The organism is Enterobacter sp. CRENT-193, assembly GCF_002787395.1.
Lineage (GTDB): Bacteria > Pseudomonadota > Gammaproteobacteria > Enterobacterales > Enterobacteriaceae > Enterobacter > Enterobacter hormaechei_C.
Window position 1 is genome coordinate 1,858,462 of record NZ_CP024812.1, and the last position, 24,780, is coordinate 1,883,241.

Genomic DNA, 24,780 nt, shown 5'->3' on the forward strand with positions numbered 1-24,780 from the left:
AGGATGACCCGGTGAACCGTTTTGTAATTGCTGACTCGACGGTCTGTATTGGCTGTCGGACCTGTGAGGCGGCGTGCTCGGAAACGCACCGCCTGCACGGGCTACAGTCCATGCCGCGCCTGCGCGTCATGCGTAATGAGAAAGAGTCTGCCCCGCAGCTCTGTCACCACTGTGAAGACGCCCCGTGCGCGGGCGTTTGTCCTGTCAATGCCATCACCCGCGTTGACGGCGCGGTACAGCTGAACGAAAGCCTGTGCGTGAGCTGCAAGCTGTGCGGCATCGCCTGTCCGTTCGGCGCCATTGAGTTTTCCGGCAGCCGTCCGCTGCATATTCCGGCGAATGCCAATACCCCGAAAGCGCCGCCTGCGCCGCCGGCTCCGGCACGCGTGAGCACGCTGCTGGACTGGGTGCCGGGCATTCGCGCCGTTGCGGTGAAGTGCGACCTGTGCAGCTTCGATGAGCAGGGTCCGGCCTGCGTGCGGACCTGCCCGACCCGGGCGCTGGTCCTGGTCAACATCCGCGACATCGCTCGCACCAGCAAACGCAAGCGCGAGCTGACCATCAATACCGACGTCGGCGATCTTTCGCTGCTGCGGGCGCTTAACGAGGGGGCGAAATGAACGCGATAGTTATGATGACCAGCGGCGTGGCCTGGTTTGCCGCCGCCGCTGTCCTGGCGCTGCTCCTCGCCTTCCATAAAACGCTGAGCGGCGTGATTGCTGGTATCGGCGGGGCGGTCGGCAGCCTGATGACGCTGGCGGCGGGCGGGGTTGTCCTGATCGACGGGCAATCCGTCGACACCCTCATCCCGCTGATTCACCACGCCGTTGAGCTTACGCCGCTGAACGCCATCTGGCTGATAACCTTTGGCCTGTGCGGGCTGTTTATCAGCCTGTTTAATATCGACTGGCACCGCCATCAGCACACCAAAGCCAACGGCCTGCTGGTTAACCTGTTGATGGCCGCCGCGGTCTGTACCGTTGTCGCCAGCAACTTCGGCGCACTGGTGGTGATGGCTGAAATCATGGCCCTGTGCGGCGTGTTCCTGACCGGATGCAGCGCCTCCGGCAAGCTGTGGTTTGCGCTCGGACGTCTCGGCACGCTGCTGCTGGCGCTGGCCTGCTGGCTGGTGTGGCAGCGTTTTGGCACGCTGGATTTCGCCGCGCTTAACGGCCAGCCGCTGGGCAACGACGTCTGGCTGTTGGGCGTAGTCGGTTTTGGCCTGCTGGCCGGGATAATCCCGCTGCACGGCTGGGTGCCGCAGGCGCATGCCAATGCCTCAGCCCCGGCCGCTGCGCTGTTCTCCACCGTGGTGATGAAGGTCGGTCTGTTCGGCATCCTGACGATAACCCTGACGGGCAATCAGCCGCCGCTGTGGTGGGGCGTGGCGTTGCTGATTGCGGGGATGATCACCGCGTTCGTCGGTGGCCTCTACGCGCTGATGGAGCACAACATCCAGCGTCTGCTGGCGTACCACACCCTGGAGAACATCGGGATTATCCTGCTCGGCATGGGCGCAGGCGTCACCGGGCTGGCGCTCAACCAGCCGGCGCTGATTGCCGCCGGGTTTATTGGCGGTCTGTATCACCTTATCAACCACAGCCTGTTTAAAAGCACCCTGTTCCTCGGCGCGGGCAGCGTCTGGTTCCGCACCGGGCACCGCGATATTGAGAAGCTCGGCGGGATTGGCAAAAAAATGCCCGTCATTTCGCTGGCGATGCTGGTCGGGCTGATGGCGATGGCTGCGCTGCCGCCGCTGAACGGCTTTGCCGGCGAGTGGGTGATTTATCAATCCTTCTTCGCCCTCGGCCAGAGCGAGGCGTTTATCGGGCGTTTACTCGGCCCGCTGCTGGCGGTGGGCCTGGCGATCACCGGGGCGCTGGCGGTGATGTGTATGGCTAAAGTTTACGGTGTCACCTTCCTGGGCGCGCCGCGCACCCGAGAAGCGGAAAACGCCTGCTGCGCCCCGGTACTGATGACCACCAGCGTGGTCGCGCTGGCGCTGTGCTGCATCGCGGGCGGGGTTGCCGCGCCGTGGCTGCTGCCGCTGCTGGGCCACGCTATTCCGCTGCCGCTGGTCACGGCGCATACCGTCGTTTCCCAGCCGATGATGGCGCTGCTGCTGATTGCCGCGCCGCTCCTGCCGTTCGTGCTGATGCTGTTCTTCAGACGCGACCGTCTCGCCTCCCGCTCGCGCGGCGCGGCGTGGGCCTGCGGCTACGAACACGAGCAGTCGATGGTCATCACCGCCCACGGTTTCGCCATGCCGGTGAAAGAGAACTTTGCCGCCGTGCTGAAGCTGCGCCACTGGCTGAACCCGGTGGGCTGGGTGCCGGGCTGGCAGGGGGCCGCCGTGCCCGTACTGTTCCGCCGCCTGGCGCTGATCGAGCTGGCGGTGCTGGTGGTGATTGTCATTTCACGAGGAGCCTGACATGAGTCTGTTACTGGCAATTCTTCAGGCGCTGGTGCTGTTCGCCGCCGCGCCGCTGCTGTCGGGCATCACGCGCGTGGCGCGCGCCCGGCTGCACAACCGTCGCGGACCTGGCGTGCTCCAGGAGTACCGCGATCTCTTCAAACTGCTCTCCCGTCAGAGCGTCGCGCCGGATGCCGCGGGCTGGGTGTTCCGCCTGACGCCGTTTGTGATGGTGGGCGTGATGCTGACCATCGCCACCGCGCTGCCGGTGGTGACGGTGGCGTCGCCGCTGCCGGTGCTGGGCGATCTGATTACGCTGATCTACCTCTTCGCCATCGCGCGTTTCTTCTTTGCGATTGCGGGCCTGGACACCGGCAGCCCGTTTACGGGTATCGGCGCCAGCCGCGAGGCGATGCTCGGCGTGCTGGTTGAGCCAATTCTGCTGCTGGGGCTGTGGGTCGCCGCGCAGGTTGCAGGCTCGACCCACATCAGTTTTATCACCGACACCGTTTACCACTGGCCGGTTTCACGTTCGCTCCCGCTGGTGCTGGCGCTCTGCGCCTGCGCGTTCGCCACGTTTATCGAGATGGGCAAGCTGCCGTTCGATCTCGCGGAAGCGGAGCAGGAATTACAGGAGGGGCCGCTCACCGAGTACAGCGGCTACGGCTTTGCGGTGCTGAAGTGGGGCATCAGCCTCAAGCAGCTGGTGGTGTTGCAGATGTTCGTCGGCGTTTTCTTCCCGTGGGGGCAGATGACGCACTTCTCTGCGGGCGGCCTGCTGCTGGCCGTGGTGGTGGCTGTGCTCAAGCTGCTTATCGGCGTGCTGGTCATTGCCCTGTTTGAAAACAGCATGGCGCGCCTGCGTTTTGTCGAAACGTCACGCATTACCTGGGCTGGTTTTGGTTTTGCATTTTTAGCGTTCGTCTCCTTGCTGGTGGCGTGATTAAAGAGAGTGTTTATGTCTGAAGAAAAGAAAGGTCAGCAGTATCTCGCCGCGTTGCATCAGGCTTTCCCGGGCGTGGTGCTGGAGGAGTCCTGGCAAACCAAAGACCAGATCACCGTCACCATTAAGGTGAACTATCTGCCGGAAGTGGTGGAGTTTCTCTACTACCAGCAGGGCGGCTGGCTGTCGGTGTTGTTCGGTAACGACGAGCGCCAGCTGTGCGGCAGTTACGCGGTGTACTACGTGATGTCGATGGAGCAGGGCGAGAAGTGCTGGATCACCGTGCGCGTCGAGGTCGACCCGAATAAACCGGAATACCCGTCCGTCACGCCGCGCGTGCCTGCCGCCGTCTGGGGCGAGCGCGAAGTGCGCGACATGTACGGCCTGGTGCCGGTTGGCCTGCCTGACGAGCGTCGCCTGGTGCTGCCGGACGACTGGCCGGATGAACTCTATCCGCTGCGCAAGGACAGCATGGACTACCGCCAGCGCCCGGCCCCAACCACCGACAGCGAAACCTACGAGTTCATCAACGAGCTGGGCAGCAAGAAGAATAACGTGGTGCCGATTGGCCCGCTGCACGTTACCTCTGACGAACCGGGCCACTTCCGCCTGTTCGTCGACGGCGAGAACATTATCGACGCCGACTACCGCCTGTTCTACGTCCACCGCGGCATGGAGAAGCTGGCGGAGACCCGCATGGGCTACAACGAAGTCACGTTTCTTTCTGACCGCGTGTGCGGCATCTGCGGCTTTGCCCACAGCACCGCCTACACCACCTCGGTGGAAAACGGCATGGGGATCGTGGTGCCGGAACGCGCGCAGATGATCCGCGCCATTCTGCTGGAGGTGGAGCGCCTGCACTCGCACCTGCTGAACCTCGGCCTGGCCTGCCATTTCGTCGGATTTGACTCCGGGTTTATGCAGTTCTTCCGCGTGCGCGAGGCGTCGATGAAGATGGCGGAGATCCTTACCGGGGCGCGTAAAACCTACGGCCTGAACCTGATCGGCGGGATCCGCCGCGACCTGCTGAAAGACGACATGATCCAGACCCGCCAGCTGGCGCAGCAGATGCGCCGGGACGTGCAGGAGCTGGTGGATATGCTGCTCAGCACGCCCAACATTGAGCAGCGCACCGTCGGGATTGGTCGTCTTGACCCGGAAATCGCCCGCGACTTCAGTAACGTTGGTCCGATGGTGCGCGCCAGCGGCCACGCCCGCGATACCCGCGCCGATCACCCGTTCGTCGGCTACGGCCTGCTGCCGATGACCGTGCACAGCGAGCAGGGCTGCGACGTCATCTCCCGTCTGAAGGTGCGCATCAACGAGGTATTCACCGCGCTGAACATGATCGACTACGGCCTCGATAACCTGCCGGGCGGCCCGCTGATGGTGGAAGGCTTCACCTACATTCCAAACCGCTTTGCCCTCGGCTTTGCCGAAGCGCCGCGCGGGGACGACATCCACTGGAGCATGACCGGCGACAACCAGAAGCTCTACCGCTGGCGCTGCCGTGCGGCGACCTACGCCAACTGGCCAACCCTGCGCTACATGCTTCGCGGCAACACGGTCTCCGACGCGCCGCTGATCATCGGCAGCCTCGACCCGTGTTACTCCTGCACCGACCGCATGACCGTCGTGGACGTGCGCAAGAAGAAAAGCCAGGTGGTGCCGTACAAAGAGCTTGAGCGCTACAGCATCGAACGTAAGAACTCGCCGCTGAAATAAGGATTCGCCATGTTTACCTTTATCAAAAAAGTGATCAAAACCGGCGCGCAGACCAGCAGTTATCCGCTGGAGCCGATCCCGGTTGATAAAAACTTTCGCGGCAAGCCGGAGCACAACCCGCAGCAGTGCATCGGCTGCGCGGCCTGCGTCAACGCCTGCCCGTCGAATGCCTTAACGGTGGAAACGGACCTGAAAACCGGCGAGCTGGCCTGGCAGTTTAACCTCGGGCGCTGCATCTTCTGCGGCCGCTGCGAGGAGGTCTGCCCGACGGTCGCCATTCGCCTGTCTCAGGAGTACGAGCTGGCGGTGTGGAAAAAAGAGGACTTCCTCCAGCAATCGCGCTTTGCGCTGTGCAACTGCCGCGTCTGCAAGCGTCCGTTCGCCGTGCAAAAAGAGATCGACTACGCCATCGCGCTGCTGAAGCACAACGGCGACGTCCGCGCGGAGCATCACCGTGAAAGCTTCGAAACCTGCCCGGAGTGCAAGCGTCAGAAATGCCTGCTGCCGTCTGACCGCATCGATTTAACCCGCCATATGAGAGAGGCCAGCTGATGGAAAACTTACTCGGCCCGCGCGACGCTAACGGCATTCCGGTGCCGCTGACGGTGGAGGAGTCCATCGCCAGCATGAAGGCGTCGCTGCTGAAAAAAATCAAACGCTCGGCCTACGTCTATCGCGTGGACTGCGGTGGCTGCAACGGCTGCGAGATTGAGATCTTCGCTACGCTGTCGCCGCTGTTTGACGCCGAGCGCTTCGGCATCAAGGTGGTGCCGTCCCCGCGCCACGCGGATATCCTGCTGTTCACCGGCGCGGTCACCCGCGCGATGCGCTCGCCTGCGCTACGCGCCTGGCAGTCTGCACCGGATCCGAAAATCTGCATCTCCTACGGTGCCTGCGGCAACAGCGGCGGCATCTTCCACGATCTTTACTGCGTCTGGGGCGGTACCGACAAAATCGTGCCGGTGGACGTCTACATTCCGGGCTGCCCGCCGACGCCCGCCGCCACGCTGTACGGTTTTGCCATGGCGCTCGGCCTGCTGGAGCAGAAGATCCACGCCCGCGAGCCAGGCGAGCTGGACAACCAGCCAGCCACTATCCTGCACCCGGATATGGTGCAACCGCTGCGGGTGAAGATCGACCGCACGGCACGCAGGCTGGCGGGCTACCGCTACGGACGCCAGATTGCCGACGATTATCTGCGTCTGCTCAGCCAGGGCGACCATCAGGTAGCGCGCTGGCTGGAGGCCGAGAACGATCCGCGTCTCAATGAGATCGTGGCGAACCTGAACAACATTGTGGATGAGGCGCGTATCCGATGAGTGAAACGGTGGTGTTCAGCCAGTTGAGCCGTAAGTTTATTGATGAGAACGATGCCACGCCGGATGCGGCGCAGCAGGTGGTCTATTACAGCCTGGCGATTGGGCACCACCTCGGGGTGATCGACTGCCTGGAGGCTGCGTTAACCTGCCCGTGGCCGGAATACCTGGCGTGGATCGCCACGCTGGAGGAGGGCAGTACGGCGCGGCGCAAGATGGAGGGCGTGCCGAAGTATGGCGAGATCGTCATCGACGCCAACCACATTGCGATGCTCGCTAACGCCTTTGACGCGGCGCTGAGCGTACAAACCCCGGCGCAGCAGGCGTGGAGCAAAACGCTGCTCGGCATGCTGCACGATATTCATCAGGAGAGCGCCATCTACCTGATGGTGAGGAGATTACGTGACTGACGTTTTACTGTGTGTCGGCAACAGCATGATGGGCGACGACGGCGCGGGTCCGCTGCTGGCGGAACTGTGCGCCGCAAACCCGCCGGGCAACTGGGTGGTGATTGACGGCGGCAGCGCGCCGGAAAACGACGTGGTCGCCATCCGTGAACTGCATCCGGACAGGCTGTTAATCGTCGATGCCACCGATATGGGGCTTAACCCCGGCGAGATCCGCCTGATTGACCCGGACGACATCGCCGAGATGTTTATGATGACCACCCACAATATGCCGCTGAACTACCTGGTGGATCAGATCAAAGACGACGTGGGCGAGGTGCTGTTTTTGGGCATTCAGCCGGATATTGTCGGGTTTTATTACCCGATGACGCCGCCGGTGAAAGAGGCGGTGGAGGGGGTGTATTCACGGCTTGCCGGGTGGGTTGGGGATGGAGGTTTTTCTCCGCTCTGAGCAGTGCCGGGTGGCGGCTTCGCCTTACCCGGCCTACCAAACCCATCTCCCTCTCCCTGTGGGAGAGGGCTGGGGTGAGGGCAACAGGCTACTCGAGATCCCCCCCGTTACTCGCAATCACCTTCTTATACCATCCAAACGATTTCTTGCGTTTCCGTTCCAGCGTGCCGTTCCCGGCGTCGTCGCGGTCGACGTAGACAAATCCATAGCGCTTGCTCATCTCCCCGGTTGAGGCCGAGACCAGGTCAATGCAGCCCCAGGTGGTGTAGCCCAGCAGCGGAACGCCGTCCTCAATCGCGTCGCCCATCGCGCGGATGTGCTCGCGCAGGTAGCTGATGCGGTAGTCGTCGTTAATCTCACCGTTTTCATCAACGACATCTTTCGCCCCCAGACCGTTTTCCACCAGGAACAGCGGCTTCTGGTAGCGGTCGTACATCATGTTCATAGTGATGCGCAGGCCGAGCGGGTCGATACCCCAGCCCCACTCGCTCACCTGAATGTGCGGGTTGCGCAGGGACTTCACGATGTTCGCCGCGCTGGTGTTGGCCGCGTTCATGTCCGCCGACGCGCAGCGCGAGGCGTAGTAGCTGAACGAGACAAAGTCGACGGTATTTTTCAGCAGTTCGTCATCGCCCGGGTCTTTCACAATCACGACGCCTTTTTCGCGGAATACGCGGGCAGAGTAGGCCGGATAGCTGCCGCGCGCCTGCACGTCGATAAAGAACAGGTTCTCGCGGTCTTTCTCCAGCGCCATCCACACGTCTTCCGGCTTGCAGGAGTAGGGATAGAAGTTACCGCCCGCCAGCATGCAGCCGACCTGGTTTTCCGGGTTTACCTCGTGGGCAATTTTGGTCGCCAGCGCGCTCGCCACCAGCTCGTGGTGCGCGGCCTGGTATTTCACCTGGTCTTCGTTTTCACCTTCCTCAAACACCAGCCCCGCGCCGGAAAACGGGCTGTGCAGCATGATGTTGATTTCGTTGAAGGTCAGCCAGTATTTCACCAGCTCGTTAAACTCTTCGAAGCAGGTGCGGGCGTAGCGGGCGAAGAAATCGACCATCTTACGGTTGCGCCAGGAGCCGTACTCCGTCACCAGGTGCATCGGCACGTCGAAGTGGCAGAGGGTCACCAGCGGCTCGATGTTGTACTTTTTGCACTCCTCGAACACCGCGCGGTAGAAGGCAATGCCTTCCTGATTCGGCAGCGGTTCGTCGCCGTTCGGGTAGAGGCGGCTCCAGGCAATCGAGGTGCGGAACACCGTAAAGCCCATCTCCGCCATCAGGGCGATGTCTTCTTTGTAGCGATGGTAAAAATCAATCGCCTCGTGGCTCGGGTAGAATTCGTCGTCCCGCAACGAAAACCGTTTTTCCTTGCCGACTTTTACCGCCAGGCGGTTTGCGCCGTGGGGGATCATATCGACCGTCGTCAGTCCTTTGCCGCCTTCACGGTAAGCCCCTTCACTCTGGTTGGCGGCAAGCGCGCCGCCCCATAAAAATCCTTGTGGAAAAACAGACATTCTTACCTCGCTTTCAGTTTATGCTTCTGCTGCTTTGTTCTGTACCGGTGCGGTTTGCAGGGCGCGTGCTTTTTCGGCTTCGTCTTCTACCGGGATATCCTCAAACCCTAACAGCAGGGTCAGCACAAACGACAGCACCACTGCCAGACCCATCACGCCAAACACCCAGACGATGGTCATCGGGTTGGCCGGGTCGAAGAACTGCACGCTGGTAAACAGCCCCGGCGCCGCCATCGAATGGCTGGCAAGACCGGCCATTCCTGCCACCGCGCCGCAGATAAAGCCGCTGATCAGACTCGCAATCAGCGGACGCTTCAGGCGTACCGCCACGCCGTACAGGGCCGGTTCAGAGATCCCCGCCATGATGGCGGAGGCCGCCGCGGCCAGCGCCGTCTGGCGCAGCTCCGGGTTTTTGGTTTTCCACGCTACCGCCAGCGATGAACCGCCGAGCGACAGGTTGGCGCCGATTTCCGACGGCATCACCATCCCTTCTTTGCCCGTTTCGGCAATGGTCTGGATGATGGTCGGCGTAAACACGCGGTGCATCCCGGTCATCACCAGCAGCGGCCACAGCGCGCCCATAATGGCAACGGAGAGCCAGCCCAGATAGCCGTGAATGGTGTAGACCAGCGCGGAGATGGCGCTGCCGATCCAGATCCCCAGCGGGCCAATCAGCACGATGGCGAGCGGGGCGGCAATCAGCACGATCAGCATCGGCTTGAGGAAGTTTTTCGTCACCGCCGGGGTAATGCGATCCACCCAGCGTTCGATGTACGACAGGCACCAGGTCATCACCAGCGCCGGGATAACGGTATAGGTGTATTTCACCGCCGTCACCGGAATGAACGCGAACTCAACGTGCTCGCCCTGCGCGGCCTTGGCCATCAGCTCGATAAAGCTCGGGTGAACCAGCACGCCCGCGATGGCGATTGCCAGGGACATGTTGGTTTTGAACTTCACCGCCGCGGACGCCGCCACCATCAGCGGCAGGAAGAAGAACGCGCCATCGCCGATAACGGTCAGGATCGTCAGCGTCGGGTCGCCTTTGCCCAGCACGCCGGTCATCTCAAGGATCATCGCCAGCAGCTTGACCATCGACCCGCCGATGATCGCCGGGATCAGCGGAGACATAGTGCCGATCAGCGCGTCGAGGATCCCGGCGCCAATCCGGCGCAGCGTGAGCTTCTGTGGACCTTCCGCTACGGCAGGTTGCAGGTTAGCGGGCAGCAGGCTCACCACTTCACGGTATGCCTGGGACACGGTGTTGCCGATGATCACCTGGCACTGGTTGTCGTTGCGCACCACGCCGAGCACGCCGCTGATGCTTTTCAGGCGCGCGGTGTCGGTAAGGCTTTCGTCTTTCAGAACGAAGCGCAGGCGCGTCATGCAGTGGGTGACGGCGACGATGTTCTCTTTACCGCCCAGCGCGCTAACAACGTCGTTTGCCAGCGCAGCGTAATTTTTTGCCATCGGATGTGATCCTGTTATCGTTGTGAGAAGTGTAGGAAACCGGTTTCACATAATCATCATGAGTTTCTTTTAATGAAACAAGATCGCTTTTTATGCATTTTTTCGTTTCGTGATGACGATCACTCGTGGCCGTAAAAAGCGTGATAACGCCGCTGCGACAATTTTTCTGCGGTGAAGTACACTGCGGCTCATCGGTTTTGAATGGAATAACACTATGACCACCATGCTGGAAGTGGCGAAGCGGGCAGGCGTGTCGAAAGCGACGGTCTCCCGGGTGCTGTCGGGGAACGGTTACGTCAGCCAGGAGACGAAAGACCGCGTGTTTCAGGCCATCGAAGAAAGCGGGTATCGCCCCAATCTGCTGGCGCGAAACCTGGCGACCAAACGCACCCAGACCCTGGGGCTGGTGGTGACGAACACCCTGTACCATGGGGTCTACTTTAGCGAGCTGCTGTTTAACGCCGCGCGGATGACGGAAGAGAAGGGGCGCCAGCTGATCCTGGCGGACGGCAAGCACAGCGCCGAAGAGGAGCGCGAGGCGATCCAGTACCTGCTCGACATGCGCTGCGACGCGGTGATCATCTACCCGCGTTTTCTGAGCGTGGAAGCGCTGGACGAGATCATTGAGAAATGCGAGCAGCCGATCATGGTGCTCAACCGCCGTTTGCGGAAAAACAGCAGCCACAGCGTCTGGTCCGATCATAAAGCGTCGTGTCAGGACGCGGTATCGCAGCTCATCGCGAAAGGCCACCGGGAGATTGCGTTTATCACCGGTTCGCTGGATTCACCCACCGGGGTGGAGCGTCTTTCCGGTTACAGGGACGCGCTGGCGCAGCACGGGATTGCAGTTCGTGACGCGCTGATCGCCGAAGGGAAGTGGAGCCCGGCCAGCGGCGCGGCGGCGGTCTCTCAGCTGCTCACCCGCGGCGAAGCGTTTACCGCGCTGGTGGCGAGTAACGACGATATGGCGATTGGCGCCATCAGGCAGTTGCACGAGAGCGGCGTCGCCACGCCGGGCGCGGTGTCCGTCATCGGCTTTGACGACGTGGCAATCGCGCCCTATATTGTGCCGTCCCTCTCCAGCGTGCGTATTCCGGTAACGGAGATGATCCAGGAGACCATCAGCCGCCTGATTTTCATGCTCGACGGCGGTGAGTTTAAGCTTCAGCAAACCTTCTCCGGCGAGCTTATCCTGCGCGACTCCGTTATTGACGGCCCGCATCGCTGACGTCGACATCTGTCATCGTCACTAATGACGATGACAGAACTACTTCTTTTTATTTCGCTTTAAAATCAACGCATTAAATATTGGCACGGTTTATGAATAGCTTCGCGCATAACAGTTATGCCGGAGAAGCAGATGAACCGTTTTATTATGGCCGATGCCAGCAAATGCATTGGTTGCCGTACCTGTGAAGTGGCGTGCGTGGTGTCCCATCAGGCAGAGCAGGATTGCGCCTCTCTCACCCCTGATACCTTTCTGCCGCGCATCCACGTCATTAAAGGCGTGAATATTTCTACCGCCGCTATCTGTCGCCAGTGTGAAGACGCGCCGTGCGCCAACGTCTGTCCGAACGGGGCGATTAAGCGCGAGAAAGGCTTCGTGCATGTGATGCAGGAGCGCTGCATCGGGTGCAAAACCTGTGTGGTGGCGTGTCCGTATGGCGCGATGGAGGTGGTGGTTCGCCCGGTGGTTCGCAACAGCGGTATCGGGCTGAGCGTGCGCGCGGAGAAAGCCGAAGCCAATAAATGTGACCTCTGCTACCACCGCGACGCCGGTCCGGCGTGTATGGAAGCCTGTCCGACGCATGCGCTGGTCTGCGTCGATCGAGACAAGCTCGAACAGATGAGTGCCGAAAAACGTCGCCGCGCGGCGTTCGACACCTCGTCATCACTGCTGTTCTGAACCGTATGAGCAGCAACGGCGTTCAGCTGCGGGTGCGCGGCAAGGTGCAGGGCGTGGGGTTTCGGCCCTTCGTCTGGCAGCTGGCGCACCGGCTGAAGCTTGTGGGCGATGTCTGCAACGACGGAGAGGGTGTCCTGGTGCGTCTCGCGGGTAATGGGGGGGACTTTACCGCGAGGCTGCATCAGGACTGCCCACCGCTGGCGCGCATCGATCGCGTTGAAACGCAGCCGTACAGCTGGAATACGCTGCCGGACGAGTTTGTCATCCGCCACAGCGAGAGTGGGGCGATGGACACGCAAATCGTCCCGGATGCCGCCACCTGTCCCGCGTGCCTGGCGGAGATGCGCGATCCCCGCGAACGTCGCTACCGCTACCCGTTTATCAACTGCACCCACTGCGGGCCGCGGTTTACCATTATCCGCGCCATGCCCTATGATCGCCCGGCCACGTCAATGGCGCCATTCCCGCTCTGTGTGCCCTGTGAAACGGAGTACCGCAACCCGGCTGACCGGCGTTTTCACGCCCAGCCGGTTGCCTGCCCTGACTGCGGGCCGCAGCTGGAGTGGCGAGCCGGGGAGGCTACCGCCACCCGCGAATCGGCGTTAAGCGCGGCGGTGGCGATGCTGGAAGGCGGCGGGATTGTGGCGGTCAAAGGGCTGGGCGGTTTTCACCTGGTCTGCGACGCGCTTAACCCGCAGGCGATTCGGAAATTGCGGGCACGCAAGCAGCGCCCGACCAGGCCGCTGGCGGTGATGATCCCGCATGCGAACGATCTGCCGAAGACCATCCAGACGCTGTTACGCTCACCCGCTGCGCCGATTATGCTGACGCCAAAAGCCTGCCTTCCAGCGTTTCCTGAGGAGATTGCGCCGGGGCTGAATACGGTCGGCGTGATGTTGCCTGCGAACCCGCTCCAGCATTTGCTGATGTTGGACTGTCAGCGTCCGCTGGTGATGACCTCCGGCAACCTAAGTGGCCATCCACCCGTCATAAACAACCAGCAGGCGCTGGAAGAACTCAGTGACATCGCTGACGGCTTCCTGCTGCACAACCGCGACATCCTGCAACGGATGGATGATTCAGTGATGGACCAGGAGGGCACGATGTTGCGTCGCGCACGCGGTTTTGTGCCGGATGCCATCACATTGCCCGCCGGATTCCGCGACATCCCGCCCATGTTATGCACCGGCGCGGAGATGAAAAATACCTTCTGCCTGGTACGTGGCAACCAGGCGGTGCTGAGCCAGCATTTTGGCGATCTGAGCGACGAGGGCGTAGAGGCGCAGTGGCGCAGTGCGCTCTCGACGATGCAGGAGATCTACGCTTTCCAGCCAGAGCGTGTGGTGTGCGATGCCCATCCGGGATATCACGCCCGACAGTGGGCCCGGACGCAGGCGCTGCCCGTTGAGACCGTGCTGCATCATCATGCGCATGCGGCAGCGTGTCTGGCGGAGAACGGCTGGCCGCTCGACGGCGGGGATGTTATTGCCCTGACGCTGGACGGGATCGGCATGGGCGAGAACGGCGCGCTGTGGGGCGGCGAGTGCCTGCGGGTGAACTATCGCGACTGCGAACGGCTGGGCGGTCTGCCAGCCGTTGCGCTACCGGGGGGCGATCTGGCGGCAAAACAGCCGTGGCGCAATTTGCTCGCCCACTGTCTGGCGTTCGTACCTGACTGGCAGCAGTACCCGGAAACTGAGGTGGTACAGCGTCAAAACTGGCCGCTGCTGGCAACGGCGGTGTCGCGCGGTATCAATGCGCCGCGGGCCTCCTCCTGTGGTCGTCTGTTCGACGCCGTGGCCTGTGCGCTGGGCATTGAAACGCAACGCTATGAGGGCGAAGCCGCGTGCCGGCTGGAGGCGCTGGCCGAACGCTGTGCAGGGGTTGATCATCCGGTGACGCTCCAGACGGATAACCTTGCGCTGTTCTGGCAGCAGTGGCTGGCCTGGCGGGCGGAGCCCGGCGAGCGCGCCTGGGCCTTTCACGATGCGCTGGCAAAAGGGCTGAGCGAACTGGCGGCAACGCATGCCCGCCGACGGTCGCTCTCTACGGTGTGCTTCAGCGGCGGCGTCCTTCACAACCGCCTGCTGCGCGCGCGCCTTCGTCATTACCTTTCTGATTTCACGCTTCTTTTTCCTTCGCGCCTGCCCGCAGGTGACGGAGCGATCTCCTTCGGGCAGGCGGTGGTTGCTGCCGCCCGATCATGTTTACAAAGGACTTAAAATGTTACGACTGTTACGCAATGAACCTCGTGCAGCGTGCCTGCTGCTGGCTCTCGGGATGGCTAACCTGCTGGCCTGGGGGCTGGCGTGGCACACCTTTAGCGACAGTACGGCGCTGATGGCGGCCAGCCTGCTGGCCTGGTGTTACGGACTGCGTCATGCGGTGGATGCCGACCATATCGCCGCGATTGATACCGTGACGCGTAAGATGATGCAGCAGGGCAAGCGCCCGTCCGGCGTGGGCGCATGGTTTTCCCTCGGACACTCCACCATCGTGGTGCTGGCCTCCATTGCTATCGCCGCTACCGCCACGGCGTTTCAGAAAAACATGGCATGGTTCCACGAAACCGGCAGCCTGATTGGCACCGCCGTCTCCGCCACCTTCCTGCTGGCGATGGCGCTGGTGAATATGGTGATCCTGCGCGGCGTCTGGCGCAGTTTTCAGACACTGAAACACGGCAAGCCGGTGCAGGGCGACATCACGCTGCCTGTACAGGGTGGCGTCATGAACTGGCTGTTCGGCAAAACCTTCCGCCTCGTCAATAAAAGCTGGCAGATGTACCTGGTCGGTTTCCTGTTTGGCCTCGGCTTTGACACGGCCACCGAAATCGGCGTGCTGGGGATCTCCGCCGCCAGCGCCTCCAGCGGGATGTCGGTGTGGTCGATCATGATCTTCCCGGCGCTCTTCGCCAGCGGCATGGCGCTGGTGGATACGCTCGATAACCTGCTGATGGTGGGTGCCTACGGCTGGGCGTTTAACAAGCCGCAGCGCAAGCTGTACTACAACATGACCATCACCGGCACTTCGGTGGTGGTGGCGCTGTTTATCGGCGGCCTGGAAGCGCTGGGTCTGTTGATGGACAAGTTCTCCCTCAGCGGCGGCGTGTGGGATCTGATTGGCGCGGTGAACGATAACCTGGGCGATGCCGGATTTGTGGTGGTCGGGCTGTTTGTCGCCTGCTGGCTGATCTCGATGGCGAACTACCGCTGGCGCGGTTATGACGCGCTGGTGGTGCGCTCCTGACGCTGAAAGGGTAGCCATAAAAAAAGCCCCGGGACATCGGGGCGGTGGACAATAAAATCCAAAGGTTAAGTAAGCGTGGCAGTATTGTAGGCCGGGTAAGCGGAGCGCCGCCCGGCATGACGAGGGTTAAGCAGGTAACGATTTCAGCAGCGCGAAGGCCTCCTTCATTCTGTCTTCGCTGACGACAAAGGCGCGCATCTGACCGGCAGTATCGGTGCCGCGCGCCACCATGCCCTGAGGCGAAAGGGCAATCTGCCAGTCCAGATCCTGACGCTGCGTTTCACCTGCGAGATGCAGCGGTAGTTCCGGCGTTTTTACCTTCACCAGCATGGCGGGTAATTTCACCGGGGCGTTGCCGCCGAGCAGGTTTTTCGCCAGGAACATGGCGCTTAACTGAATCGGTTGCAGGAACGGCAGCACCTGGCCGTTAATTTCCGCGCAGTCGCCCAGGGCATAAATATCCGGCTGGGTGGTTTGCAGGTAGCTGTCCACCTTCACGCCGCGATTGATCTCTGCGCCCGCGCGGTGCGCCAGCGCGGTTTCCGGGCGCAACCCCGTCGCCGCAATTACCACATCCACCTCCACGCTGCGGTTGCGGTCGAGTGTCGCACAAATGCCGGTTTCGGTTTTGCTCAGGCTCTGCAACTGCGATTTCAGCAGCAGATGCACGCCCATGTCGGTCAGACGATGCTGTAAGCGACTGCTTACTTCTGCCGGCATCAGCGCTGACAGAATGCTGGCCGCGTGGTCAACCAGGGTGACGGATTTTCCCGCCCGGCAGAAGTCCATCGCCAGCTCGGTGCCAATCAGCCCGCCGCCGACAATCATCACCCGCGTGGCGTCTCGTAACAGGGTCTCGCTGGCCTGATACTCCTGCTGGCTGTTGAGCGTGACCATCAGTTCGCGGCCCTCAACCGGCGGCACAAACGCCGATGCCCCCGTCGCCAGCACCAGCTTGTCGTAGTGCCAGGTTTTATCTTTCGCGTTCACCACGTGGGCGTCGGCGTCGATATCGGTCACCCAGGTGTACGGAAACAGACGCAGGTTAAACTGTTCTGCAAACTCCCCCGCCGTCTGGCGGGTGAGATCGTCGGCGCGCTGATTCTGGCTAATGACGTGGCTTAAATCAGGCTTGTTGTACTCATCCATGCTGTCGGCGGCGATTACCGTCAACGGCACGTTAGCATCCTGTTTGCGGATATTTTTCACCAGCTGGCGGGCGGCAAAGCCCGAGCCGATAATGACGATGCCGTGGCTCATTTTGCCTCCGTTGCCAGTTCATCAAAGACGTCTTTCCCGAGGGAACATTCCGGGCAGAGGAAGTTGTCCGGCACCTCGCTCCATGGCGTGCCCGGCGCGACATCCTGCAACGGCTCGCCCAGCTCAGGATCGTAAATCCACTGGCAGACGCTGCACTGCATGCAAGGGCCGAGGTCGGCAGCGGCAGGAGCGGCTTCTGCTACGGCTTCCGGCGCAACAGCCGCGGCGGGTGCGGTTTCCGGCAGTGGCGCAAGCGCCCACTGGCGGGCAATGTCGCGACCGTGCTGTCGACAGATTTCCAGCGCGTCGAGATCCGGACGCCATTTCGCCTTCAGGCTCAGGGACATCTCAAAACCGGCATCCTGTAAACGGGTGGAGAGACGGTCTACCGCGCCGCCGCTCCAGCCGTGTGAACCAAAGGCGCTGGCGCGTTTGTTACGGAAGCGCAGGCCGGTCATCTCTTCCACCAGTCCGGCAATTTTCGGCATCATCACGTTATTCATGGTGGAGGTACCCACCAGCACGCCTTTGGAGCGGAAGACGTTGGTCAATACCTCATTCTTATCGCTGCGCGCCACGTTGAAGATTTTCACCGCCACGTTCGGGTCAACTTCGTTGATGCCCTGGGCAATGGCGTCCGCCATCATGCGGGTGTTGTTGGACATGGTGTCGTAGAAGATCGTAATGCGGTCTTCCTGATAATCCGCCGCCCACTTCAGGTACAGTTCGACAATCTGGGTTGGATTTTCACGCCATACCACGCCGTGGGAGGTGGCAATCATATCCACCGGCAGGTTGAAGCCGAGGATCTCGGTGATTTTTGGCGTGACCAGACGGCTGAACGGGGTCAGGATGTTGGCGTAGTAGCGTTGGCATTGTTCGAACAGCTCGGTCTGATCCACTTCGTCGTTGAACAGACGTTCGTCGCAGTAGTGCTGGCCGAAGGCGTCGTTACTGAACAGCACCGCGTCACCGGTCATGTAGGTCATCATGCTGTCCGGCCAGTGCAGCATTGGGGTTTCCACGAAGATCAGCTGTTTGCCGTTGCCGATATCCAGCGTGTCGCCGGTTTTCACAGTGTGGAAGTTCCACTCCGGATGGTGGTGGTGGCCGTTGATGGAGTCAATGGCGTTAGTGGTGCAGTAGATCGGGGTATCCGGAATGTGGGACATCAGCTCGGTCAGCGCCCCGGCATGATCCTCTTCCGCGTGGTTGATGATAATGTAGTCGATCTCATTCAGATCGATTTCGCTGCGCAGGTTCTGCACGAACTCGCGGCTGAATTTGTGATCGACGGTATCGATCAGGACGTTTTTACCTTCACGAATGAGATAGCTGTTGTAGCTGCTGCCGCGCAGCGTTTTGTATTCCGTCCCGTGAAAATCACGTACTTCCCAGTCACGTTGACCCACCCAATGAATGTTATTTTTAACCAGAATAGACATAGCAACCTCAACTTAATACGGCGTTCTCAAATAAGATGACTGTCATATATCAAGTTGCGTGCCAACTTTTTAAATTACTGAAAATAATGGATTTATATTTTGATGCTCCCAAATGGGTAGTCATTTTGACTATCTTAAAAATTGTCAATATGACACTATGCATTGTCAAAATGACAGTGAGGCAGAGATGAGCTTTTCCGTAGATGTGCTGGCGAAGATCGCCATAGAACTGCAAACCGGTATTGGTCATCAGGACCGCTTTCAGCGGCTGATCTCCACGTTGCGTCACGTGCTGGATTGCGATGCCTCGGCGTTGCTGCGTTACGAAGGGCGGCAGTTTATTCCGCTGGCTATCGACGGTCTGGCGAAGGACGTACTCGGGCGGCGCTTTACCCTGGAGGGCCACCCGCGTCTGGAAACCATCGCCCGTGCGGGTGACGTGGTGCGTTTCCCGGCGGACAGCGATCTGCCCGACCCTTACGACGGCCTGATCCCCGGGCAGGAGAGCCTGAAGGTGCACGCCTGTATCGGCCTGCCGCTGTTTGCCGGGCAGAACCTGATTGGTGCGTTAACCCTCGACGGCATGTCGCCGGATCAGTTCGATACCTTCAGCGACGAAGAGCTACGGCTGATTGCTGCGCTGGCGGCCGGGGCGCTGAACAACGCCCTGCTGATAGAACAGCTGGAGAGCCAGAATATTCTTCCGGGTAGCCCGACGGCGTTTGAGCAGGTGGCGCACACCGAAATGATCGGCCTTTCGCCAGGCATGGCGCAGCTCAAAAAAGAGATTGAGATTGTCGCCGCGTCTGATTTGAACGTGCTGATCTTCGGGGAGACCGGCACCGGTAAAGAGCTGGTGGCGAAAGCGATCCACGAAGCCTCGCCCCGTGCGGTGAATCCGCTGGTCTATCTCAACTGCGCGGCGCTGCCGGAAAGCGTGGCGGAAAGTGAGCTGTTCGGACACGTCAAAGGGGCCTTTACCGGGGCGATCAGCAACCGCAGCGGCAAGTTCGAAATGGCCGATAACGGCACGCTGTTCCTCGATGAAATTGGCGAACTCTCCCTTTCGCTCCAGGCCAAACTGCTGCGGGTGTTGCAGTATGGCGATATTCAACGCGTGGGAGACGATCGCAGCTTACGCGTGGATGTGCGCGTGCTGGCGGCGACGAACCGCGATCTGCGCGAAGAGGTGCTGGCGGGGAATTTCCGCGCCGATCTGTTCCACCGTCTGAGCGTGTTCCCGCTCACGGTGCCGCCGCTGCGCGAGCGGGGCGAGGATGTGGTGCTGCTGGCGGGCTTTTTCTGCGAACAGTGTCGGCTCAAAATGGGGCTTTCCCGCGTGGTGCTAAGCCCCGGTGCGAGGACGCACCTGCTGAGCTACGGCTGGCCAGGTAACGTGCGTGAACTGGAACATGCGATTCACCGCGCGGTGGTGCTGGCGCGGGCTACGCGTTCGGGGGATGAAGTGGTAATTCATGCGCGCCATTTCGCGCTGCATGAGGAAACGACGCCGTCCGTGAAGCCGGTGATACCTGAGAGCGTGAACGAAAACCTGCGCGAGGCGACGAATGCGTTCCAGCGTCAGATGATCGCCCGCGCGCTGGAGCAGAATAACCGCAGCTGGGCGGCGTGCGCGCGGGCGCTGGAGATGGACGTCGCCAACCTCCACAGGCTGGCGAAACGTCTGGGACTGAAGGGTTAAATAATCCCCGCCTGGTAGAAGTCTTGCAGGTTGATCGCGCCGCACAGCCTGCCGTGCTCGTCCACCACCGGCGCGGCGGTGATTTTGCGCTTCATCAGCACCTCTTTGGCTTCAATGGCGCGGCTGCCGGCATTCAGCGTCAGTCCGCCCTGGGTCATTGCTTCGGATACCCGCGCCTCCAGCTTGCCGCCGCCCACCAGCCAGCGGCGCAGGTCGCCGTCGGTGAAGACGCCCTGCACCTGGCGGTCATTGTCGCATACCGCAACCAGCCCCAGCCCGGTGCGGCTCAGCTCCAGCATGGCGTCCATCACGCTGGTGTCGAGTTTGACCTGAGGAATGGCATCGTCGGTGCGCATCAGGTGGTGAACCTTGTTGAGCAGACGTGCCCCAAGCGCGCCCGCAGGATGGGAGCGGGCGAAATCTTCCTCATTAAAACCGCGCGCCTGCATCACCGCCATTGCCAGCGCGTCGCCCATCATCAGGGTGTTGACGGTGCTGGAGGTCGGTGCCAGATGCATCGGACAGGCTTCGCGCTCAACGGAAATATCCAGCGTTGCTTTCGCGGCCAGCGCCAGCGGCGATCGGGATTTGCCGGTCATCGCTAACAGGGCCACCGATTTTTCTTGCAGGCGAGGGATGATGAGATCCAGCTCTTTGGCTGAACCGGAGTAGGAGATAAACAGCATCACGTCGCGGCTTTCGATCATCCCCAGATCGCCGTGCAGCGCTTCGGCAGGATGCACAAAGAACGCCGGGGTGCCGGTGCTGGCAAGCGTCGCGGCAATCTTCTTGCCGATATGACCGGATTTACCGATACCCGCCACGATCACTTTACCCTCGCAGTGGATAATGGTGTTGGCTGCACGAACAAAATCCTCACCCAGACGCTCCGGCAGGCGGCTGGCTTCCTGTAGCTCCAGCAGCAGGGTCTGACGGCCTGCGTTTAACAGAAAATCACTCATTTTTCTCTCCGGTTACGATCACGTCGATGCCCTTCGCTTCCAGCGCTTTTTTAAATGCCGGATCGATACCTGCGTCGGTAATCAGCTTATCGACGCTTTCAAGGCTACAGACAATGTTGGGGCTTTTACGGCCGAACTTCGACGAGTCCGCCATCAAAATCACTTCCCGTGCGGCGTTGCACATCGCTTTGCTGACGCTGAACACCTCGTTGAAGGTAGTCACGCCCGCGTTGAGGTCGATGCCGTCGGTGCCCATAAACAGCTTATCGAAGCTGAAGTGGTCGAAGGCATTCTCCGCCAGCTGCCCGTGAAACGACGCCGATTTTTTACGGAAGGTGCCACCGGGCATCAGGATGGTCTGCTCGCTGTCGAACTCTGACAGGGCATTGACGATGTGCAGGCTGTTGGTCATCACGGTGATGTTATTAAAGCGGCTGAGCAGCGGGATCATCTGTAGGACAGTACTGCCTGCGTCGAGGATAATGGAATCGCCGTCATGGATAAATTTGACGGCGGCTTCGGCAATCAGCGCTTTCTGGTGAGTATTGATCAGCGTTTTGTGGTCGATAGGCGGGTCGGCTTCGTCTTTATTGAGCACCACGCCGCCGTAGGTACGAATGACGGCGCCGGAGTTTTCGAGCAACACCAGGTCCTTGCGTATTGTCGTGCCGGTGGTGTCAAAGTAGTGGGCCAGATCTTCTACCGAGCACTTTCCCTGCTTTTGCAGATGCTCAAGTATGGCCGCCTGCCGCTGACGTGGTTTCATAGGCGCTTCGTTCCTTACGTTGCGAAATGATAATTCCGCAAGTTTATAACTTTCACAACGAAATTATCCATGTTTCAGATTAAGCGCTAATGATAGTGCATTCTGACAGAGTGAATCATGGGGGAAGATCACATCAGGTTGTAATTCATGCAGCGAAATGCCGTTGATCGCCTGAATTTTGGTCGGACGGGCAAACACCGTTACGCCGCGCATGATGAGGGAATCCCTCACCCGGTTGTGTTCATCCAGCGCAACGGCAACCACCACGCGCGGCTTAAAGCGCCCCCCGGAACGCCCGACGCCGACGCGTCCCTTCTGACACAACGCATCAAAGGCGCGGTTAAACTGGTAGATCTGCCAGCCGCCAAACGCCATCTGGCAGATCCAGGCGAGGGCGGCGACGGTGATGAGTGCGGTTACCATATCGGCTCCTTGTTATATTCCCTCTCCCGGTGGGAGAGGGGGAGGGTGAGGGCATCACCCTGCTCGATCAGAACATCACCTGCCCACCGGTGACGTTAATCGACTGTCCGGTGCAGTACGAGGCTTTCGGGCTGGCGTAAAACAGCAGCATGTTCAGCACGTCCTGATAGTCGCACCCGCGCTTGAGCGGCACTTTGTCGATGTAGTACTGTTCCACTTCTTCAGCTTTGATGCCAAGTTTGGCGGCGTACTGCGGCAGCAGGGACTGGAACATCGGGGATTTCAGCAGGTTACCCAGCATCAGCGCGTGAACGGTAATGCCGTATTCGGCCAGATCCAGCGCCAGAGACTGTGTCAGCCCGACGCCGCCAAACTTCGCCGCGCTGTAGCCGGAGTTGTGCTTGCTGCCCACTTTCCCCGATTTTGAGTTGATCTGAATGATGCGACCCTGAATACCGTCGCGGATCATCAGCCGGGAAAACTCACGGGCGCAGAGGAAATAGCCCACCAGATTCACCTGCAACGAGCGGTCAAAATCTCCCAGCTCGAAATCGCTGATAAACGCCGCTTTCGCGATCCCCGCGCTGTAGACCAGCAGGTCGATACGTCCAAATATCTCGTCCACGCCGCGGGCCAGCGCCATCACGCTCTGCTCGCTGGTGGCGTCGGCACCAAATCCGTACGCCATCCCTTCGCCAAACTCGGTGTTGATGGCGTCCGCTACGCGGGCGGCTTTCTCACTCTGAATATCCACGACCGCCACGCGGTAGCCCTCTGCGGCAAGCCCATGGCAGAGGAACTCGCCTAAGGTTTGTCCCCCACCAATGACAACGGCAACCTGACTCATGTGTCTCTCCTTTATTACGAAATAAATTTTAACGTGCAGCCTGGGGTGACAGCCTGCGGAACCGGGCCCACTACGTGAACCGTACCGGGATACTCCGCCTGCGGCTGGCCGTCGAAACGTAGGGTGATATGCCCCAGCTCGCGCAGGTTTTGCTCGGCGACGTCGCCGACGGCGGTCACGGCATAGCGCGCCTCGCCCAGCTGTAGCTGGCTCCCTGCCTTTAGCTCGCCGTTCAGCTCGCCGTGGCAGTGGATAAAGCAAAACTCTTCGATATCTGCCGGGGCGCCTTCGCGGAAGGTGATCAGCATCTGGTCGCTCAGCGCATCCGCCGCGCTCTGGCCGATGCGGGTAATGGTTGTCTGGTAAATCACAGTCATGGCAGGCACCTCTTATTGATAAATAAAGCCGGAAACAAACCAGGCAATCAGCACCGTCGGCGCGCCCGTCAGGAAGCGGCTGACCAGCACGGACGGCACGCCCACGCGCACGGTCTCCTGGCGTGCTTCCGCCAGCGACAGCCCCACGGGGATAAAGTCGCACGCTGCCTGGGCGTTAATGGCAAACAGGGCGGGCAGGGCGAGGTGCGGAGGAATATTCCCCAGACCAATCTGCACGCCAATCAGCACGCCGATAACCTGAGCAATCACCGCGCCCGGGCCGAGGAACGGCGACAGCAGCGGGAAGGAGCAGATCAGCGCCAGCGTCACCAGGCCGAGCGGGTGGCTGGCAAGCGGGGCGAGGCCGTGGGCAATCCAGTCGCCCAGGCCTGAGGCCATGATGATGCCGATCAGCGCCGAGACGAATGCCATAAACGGCAGAATGGTCTTCAGCACCGTGTCGATGGTGTCGCGCCCGGACTGGAACAGCACCGCCACGGCGGACCCCATCCCCATCCCGACCTTCGCCAGCAGGCCATCGCTCTGCTCGGTGATTTTTTTGCTGGTGTCGTACTCGCGCGGGGCCGCTTTTTGCGGCGCAGATGTGCCATTCACCAGCGTGATGTTGTCTTCCTTCACGCCTGACACATAAATATCTTCAACGATGTACTGCGCCAGCGGGCCGGATTTCCCGGTGGAGTGAATATTTACCGTCGGAATGCGGCGCTTCGGATAGATGCCGCAGCGCAGCGTGCCGCCGCAGTCGATCACCACCACGCCGATTTCCGCTTCCGGCGGTTCGCCTTCCTTGAAGCCGTCGACCGCTTCCCAGCCGGTCAGCTCGCGCAACTTGTCGACGATCGCCGGGCGCGTGCCCGCGGTGATGTACACAATCTTTTTGCCTTCGGTGGCGTCGAACTCCAGCGGGCCGCCCCAGCCGCCCGTGCCTTTCTCAATGCGGATCCGGTTCATGCTGTGGCTCCTGAAAGATGGACTTTCTGTTCAAGCTGGATGCCCATTTTTTTCTCGAAAATGGCGGTGGTGAGGTCAGTCACCCAGCCGCGGAAGAAGTTGGTCACCAGACCGACCAGCAGGTAGCTCACCGCCAGCGGGCCGAGCGGCAGGCCAAGCGTGGTCAGGCCGCTGGCGATCCCGAGATAGACAAACAGTTCGCCGGGGTTGATGTGCGGGAACAGGCCGTTCATGGAATGGCAGCTGTAGGAGGCGGCGGCGTAATAGCTCGGCTTGTACTTCTCTGGCATAAAGCGGCCGAGGCTTAAGGTCATCGGGTTGCAGAACACAAAGGTGCCGATGAAGGGCAGTATCAGGTAGCGGGACAGCGGGTTTCCGGCGCAGCGCTGGGCGAAGCGCTCAATGCGCTGCTGGCCGATAAAGTTAATCAGCGCGTTCATGATCACCAGCAGGCTGATCAGCAGGGGCAGGATCCCGGTCACCATGCCAGTAAACACTTCTCCGCCTTTCTGAAACAGCCCGATGAACCACTCGGCGCCATGGGTGATGGTTTCTATCATTCTTCTCTCCTGTAGGGCGTTTGTTTTTGTCTATCTGCGGCTAATAATAATCACTTTGAAAGGTTTTAAAGTGTTA

At 60.7% G+C, this 24,780-nt stretch carries 24 protein-coding genes; 13 read left to right on the plus strand and 11 right to left on the minus strand.

Annotation, left to right across the window (positions count from 1 at the left end):
- Positions 1 to 11 precede the first annotated feature (11 nt).
- From CU081_RS09185 to hycI, 8 genes are read left to right on the plus strand one after another with little or no spacing between them, the layout of a single operon-like run.
- Positions 12 to 620, plus strand: a complete 609-nt coding sequence (locus tag CU081_RS09185) for a 4Fe-4S dicluster domain-containing protein (RefSeq protein WP_017692772.1) — start codon at positions 12 to 14, stop codon at positions 618 to 620.
- Positions 617 to 2,431 (plus strand): formate hydrogenlyase subunit 3, encoded by a 1,815-nt coding sequence (gene hycC, locus CU081_RS09190; protein ID WP_022651743.1) that lies wholly within the window; start codon positions 617 to 619, stop codon positions 2,429 to 2,431. The genes CU081_RS09185 and hycC overlap by 4 nt, the downstream gene beginning before the upstream one ends.
- 1 nt (position 2,432) lies before the next feature.
- Entirely contained in the window at positions 2,433 to 3,356 is a 924-nt protein-coding gene (locus tag CU081_RS09195; protein WP_022651742.1) for a respiratory chain complex I subunit 1 family protein, read from the plus strand.
- Positions 3,357 to 3,371: 15 nt separating this feature from the next.
- On the plus strand, positions 3,372 to 5,081 hold the full coding sequence (gene hycE, locus CU081_RS09200) for a formate hydrogenlyase subunit HycE (protein WP_022651741.1): 1,710 nt from the start codon (positions 3,372 to 3,374) through the stop codon (positions 5,079 to 5,081).
- A 9-nt stretch (positions 5,082 to 5,090) separates the two neighbouring features.
- Positions 5,091 to 5,633, plus strand: a complete 543-nt coding sequence (locus CU081_RS09205; RefSeq protein WP_003862138.1) for a formate hydrogenlyase complex iron-sulfur subunit — start codon at positions 5,091 to 5,093, stop codon at positions 5,631 to 5,633.
- Complete coding sequence (locus tag CU081_RS09210; protein ID WP_003862141.1) at positions 5,633 to 6,400, plus strand: NADH-quinone oxidoreductase subunit B family protein; 768 nt, start codon at positions 5,633 to 5,635, stop codon at positions 6,398 to 6,400. Before CU081_RS09205 ends, CU081_RS09210 begins: the two co-directional genes overlap by 1 nt.
- Positions 6,397 to 6,807, plus strand: a complete 411-nt coding sequence (locus CU081_RS09215) for a formate hydrogenlyase maturation HycH family protein (RefSeq protein ID WP_003862143.1) — start codon at positions 6,397 to 6,399, stop codon at positions 6,805 to 6,807. The genes CU081_RS09210 and CU081_RS09215 overlap by 4 nt, the downstream gene beginning before the upstream one ends.
- Complete coding sequence (gene hycI, locus CU081_RS09220) at positions 6,800 to 7,255, plus strand: hydrogenase maturation peptidase HycI (RefSeq protein WP_003862145.1); 456 nt, start codon at positions 6,800 to 6,802, stop codon at positions 7,253 to 7,255. The genes CU081_RS09215 and hycI overlap by 8 nt, the downstream gene beginning before the upstream one ends.
- Before the next feature lie 88 nt (positions 7,256 to 7,343).
- Here hycI and CU081_RS09225 read toward each other — a convergent pair whose 3' ends face one another.
- Both CU081_RS09225 and ascF read right to left on the minus strand, forming a co-directional pair.
- On the minus strand, positions 7,344 to 8,768 hold the full coding sequence (locus CU081_RS09225; protein WP_022651740.1) for a 6-phospho-beta-glucosidase: 1,425 nt from the start codon (positions 8,766 to 8,768) through the stop codon (positions 7,344 to 7,346).
- Positions 8,769 to 8,786: 18 nt separating this feature from the next.
- A complete protein-coding gene (gene ascF / locus CU081_RS09230; protein WP_023314719.1) occupies positions 8,787 to 10,238 on the minus strand; it encodes a PTS cellobiose/arbutin/salicin transporter subunit IIBC in 1,452 nt (483 codons plus the stop codon).
- Between the two features lie 214 nt (positions 10,239 to 10,452).
- On the opposite strand from ascF, the gene CU081_RS09235 reads away from it, so the two are divergent.
- The 4 genes from CU081_RS09235 (at position 10,453) to CU081_RS09250 (ending at position 15,390) form a co-directional block, all read left to right on the plus strand.
- Positions 10,453 to 11,466, plus strand: coding sequence for a LacI family DNA-binding transcriptional regulator (locus tag CU081_RS09235; protein ID WP_022651738.1), 1,014 nt, complete (start codon positions 10,453 to 10,455; stop codon positions 11,464 to 11,466).
- A gap of 132 nt (positions 11,467 to 11,598) precedes the next feature.
- Positions 11,599 to 12,144, plus strand: a complete 546-nt coding sequence (hydN, locus tag CU081_RS09240; protein ID WP_017382793.1) for an electron transport protein HydN — start codon at positions 11,599 to 11,601, stop codon at positions 12,142 to 12,144.
- Between the two features lie 5 nt (positions 12,145 to 12,149).
- The gene (gene hypF, locus CU081_RS09245; RefSeq protein ID WP_039269078.1) at positions 12,150 to 14,366 is read left to right on the plus strand and encodes a carbamoyltransferase HypF; all 2,217 of its coding nucleotides are present in this window, start codon (positions 12,150 to 12,152) and stop codon (positions 14,364 to 14,366) included.
- Between the two features lies 1 nt (position 14,367).
- On the plus strand, positions 14,368 to 15,390 hold the full coding sequence (locus tag CU081_RS09250; RefSeq protein WP_022651736.1) for a HoxN/HupN/NixA family nickel/cobalt transporter: 1,023 nt from the start codon (positions 14,368 to 14,370) through the stop codon (positions 15,388 to 15,390).
- A 126-nt stretch (positions 15,391 to 15,516) separates the two neighbouring features.
- On the opposite strand, the gene norW is transcribed toward CU081_RS09250, so the two are convergent.
- A complete protein-coding gene (gene norW / locus CU081_RS09255; protein ID WP_022651735.1) occupies positions 15,517 to 16,650 on the minus strand; it encodes an NADH:flavorubredoxin reductase NorW in 1,134 nt (377 codons plus the stop codon).
- Positions 16,647 to 18,095, minus strand: coding sequence for an anaerobic nitric oxide reductase flavorubredoxin (gene norV, locus CU081_RS09260; protein ID WP_022651734.1), 1,449 nt, complete (start codon positions 18,093 to 18,095; stop codon positions 16,647 to 16,649). Before norV ends, norW begins: the two co-directional genes overlap by 4 nt.
- A gap of 187 nt (positions 18,096 to 18,282) precedes the next feature.
- Between norV and norR the strand changes: the two genes are divergently transcribed.
- The gene (norR, locus tag CU081_RS09265; RefSeq protein WP_022651733.1) at positions 18,283 to 19,797 is read left to right on the plus strand and encodes a nitric oxide reductase transcriptional regulator NorR; all 1,515 of its coding nucleotides are present in this window, start codon (positions 18,283 to 18,285) and stop codon (positions 19,795 to 19,797) included.
- On the opposite strand, the gene gutQ is transcribed toward norR, so the two are convergent.
- The 7 genes from gutQ to srlA form a co-directional block, all read right to left on the minus strand.
- Positions 19,794 to 20,759, minus strand: coding sequence for an arabinose-5-phosphate isomerase GutQ (gene gutQ, locus CU081_RS09270; RefSeq protein ID WP_022651732.1), 966 nt, complete (start codon positions 20,757 to 20,759; stop codon positions 19,794 to 19,796). The two genes, norR and gutQ, sit on opposite strands and share 4 nt — an antisense overlap.
- Complete coding sequence (gene srlR, locus CU081_RS09275) at positions 20,752 to 21,525, minus strand: glucitol operon DNA-binding transcriptional repressor SrlR (RefSeq protein ID WP_022651731.1); 774 nt, start codon at positions 21,523 to 21,525, stop codon at positions 20,752 to 20,754. Before srlR ends, gutQ begins: the two co-directional genes overlap by 8 nt.
- Positions 21,526 to 21,588: 63 nt before the next feature.
- The gene (gutM, locus tag CU081_RS09280) at positions 21,589 to 21,948 is read right to left on the minus strand and encodes a transcriptional regulator GutM (protein ID WP_003862160.1); all 360 of its coding nucleotides are present in this window, start codon (positions 21,946 to 21,948) and stop codon (positions 21,589 to 21,591) included.
- Positions 21,949 to 22,015: 67 nt separating this feature from the next.
- Positions 22,016 to 22,795 carry a sorbitol-6-phosphate dehydrogenase gene (gene srlD, locus CU081_RS09285; RefSeq protein WP_003862162.1) on the minus strand — a complete coding sequence of 260 codons (780 nt, stop codon included), beginning with the start codon at positions 22,793 to 22,795 and terminating at the stop codon, positions 22,016 to 22,018.
- Positions 22,796 to 22,809: 14 nt separating this feature from the next.
- Entirely contained in the window at positions 22,810 to 23,172 is a 363-nt protein-coding gene (gene srlB, locus CU081_RS09290; protein WP_022651730.1) for a PTS glucitol/sorbitol transporter subunit IIA, read from the minus strand.
- 12 nt (positions 23,173 to 23,184) lie between these two features.
- Positions 23,185 to 24,144, minus strand: coding sequence for a PTS glucitol/sorbitol transporter subunit IIB (srlE, locus tag CU081_RS09295; RefSeq protein WP_022651729.1), 960 nt, complete (start codon positions 24,142 to 24,144; stop codon positions 23,185 to 23,187).
- Positions 24,141 to 24,704 (minus strand): PTS glucitol/sorbitol transporter subunit IIC, encoded by a 564-nt coding sequence (gene srlA / locus CU081_RS09300; RefSeq protein WP_003862164.1) that lies wholly within the window; start codon positions 24,702 to 24,704, stop codon positions 24,141 to 24,143. The genes srlE and srlA overlap by 4 nt, the downstream gene beginning before the upstream one ends.
- Positions 24,705 to 24,780: the final 76 nt, after the last annotated feature.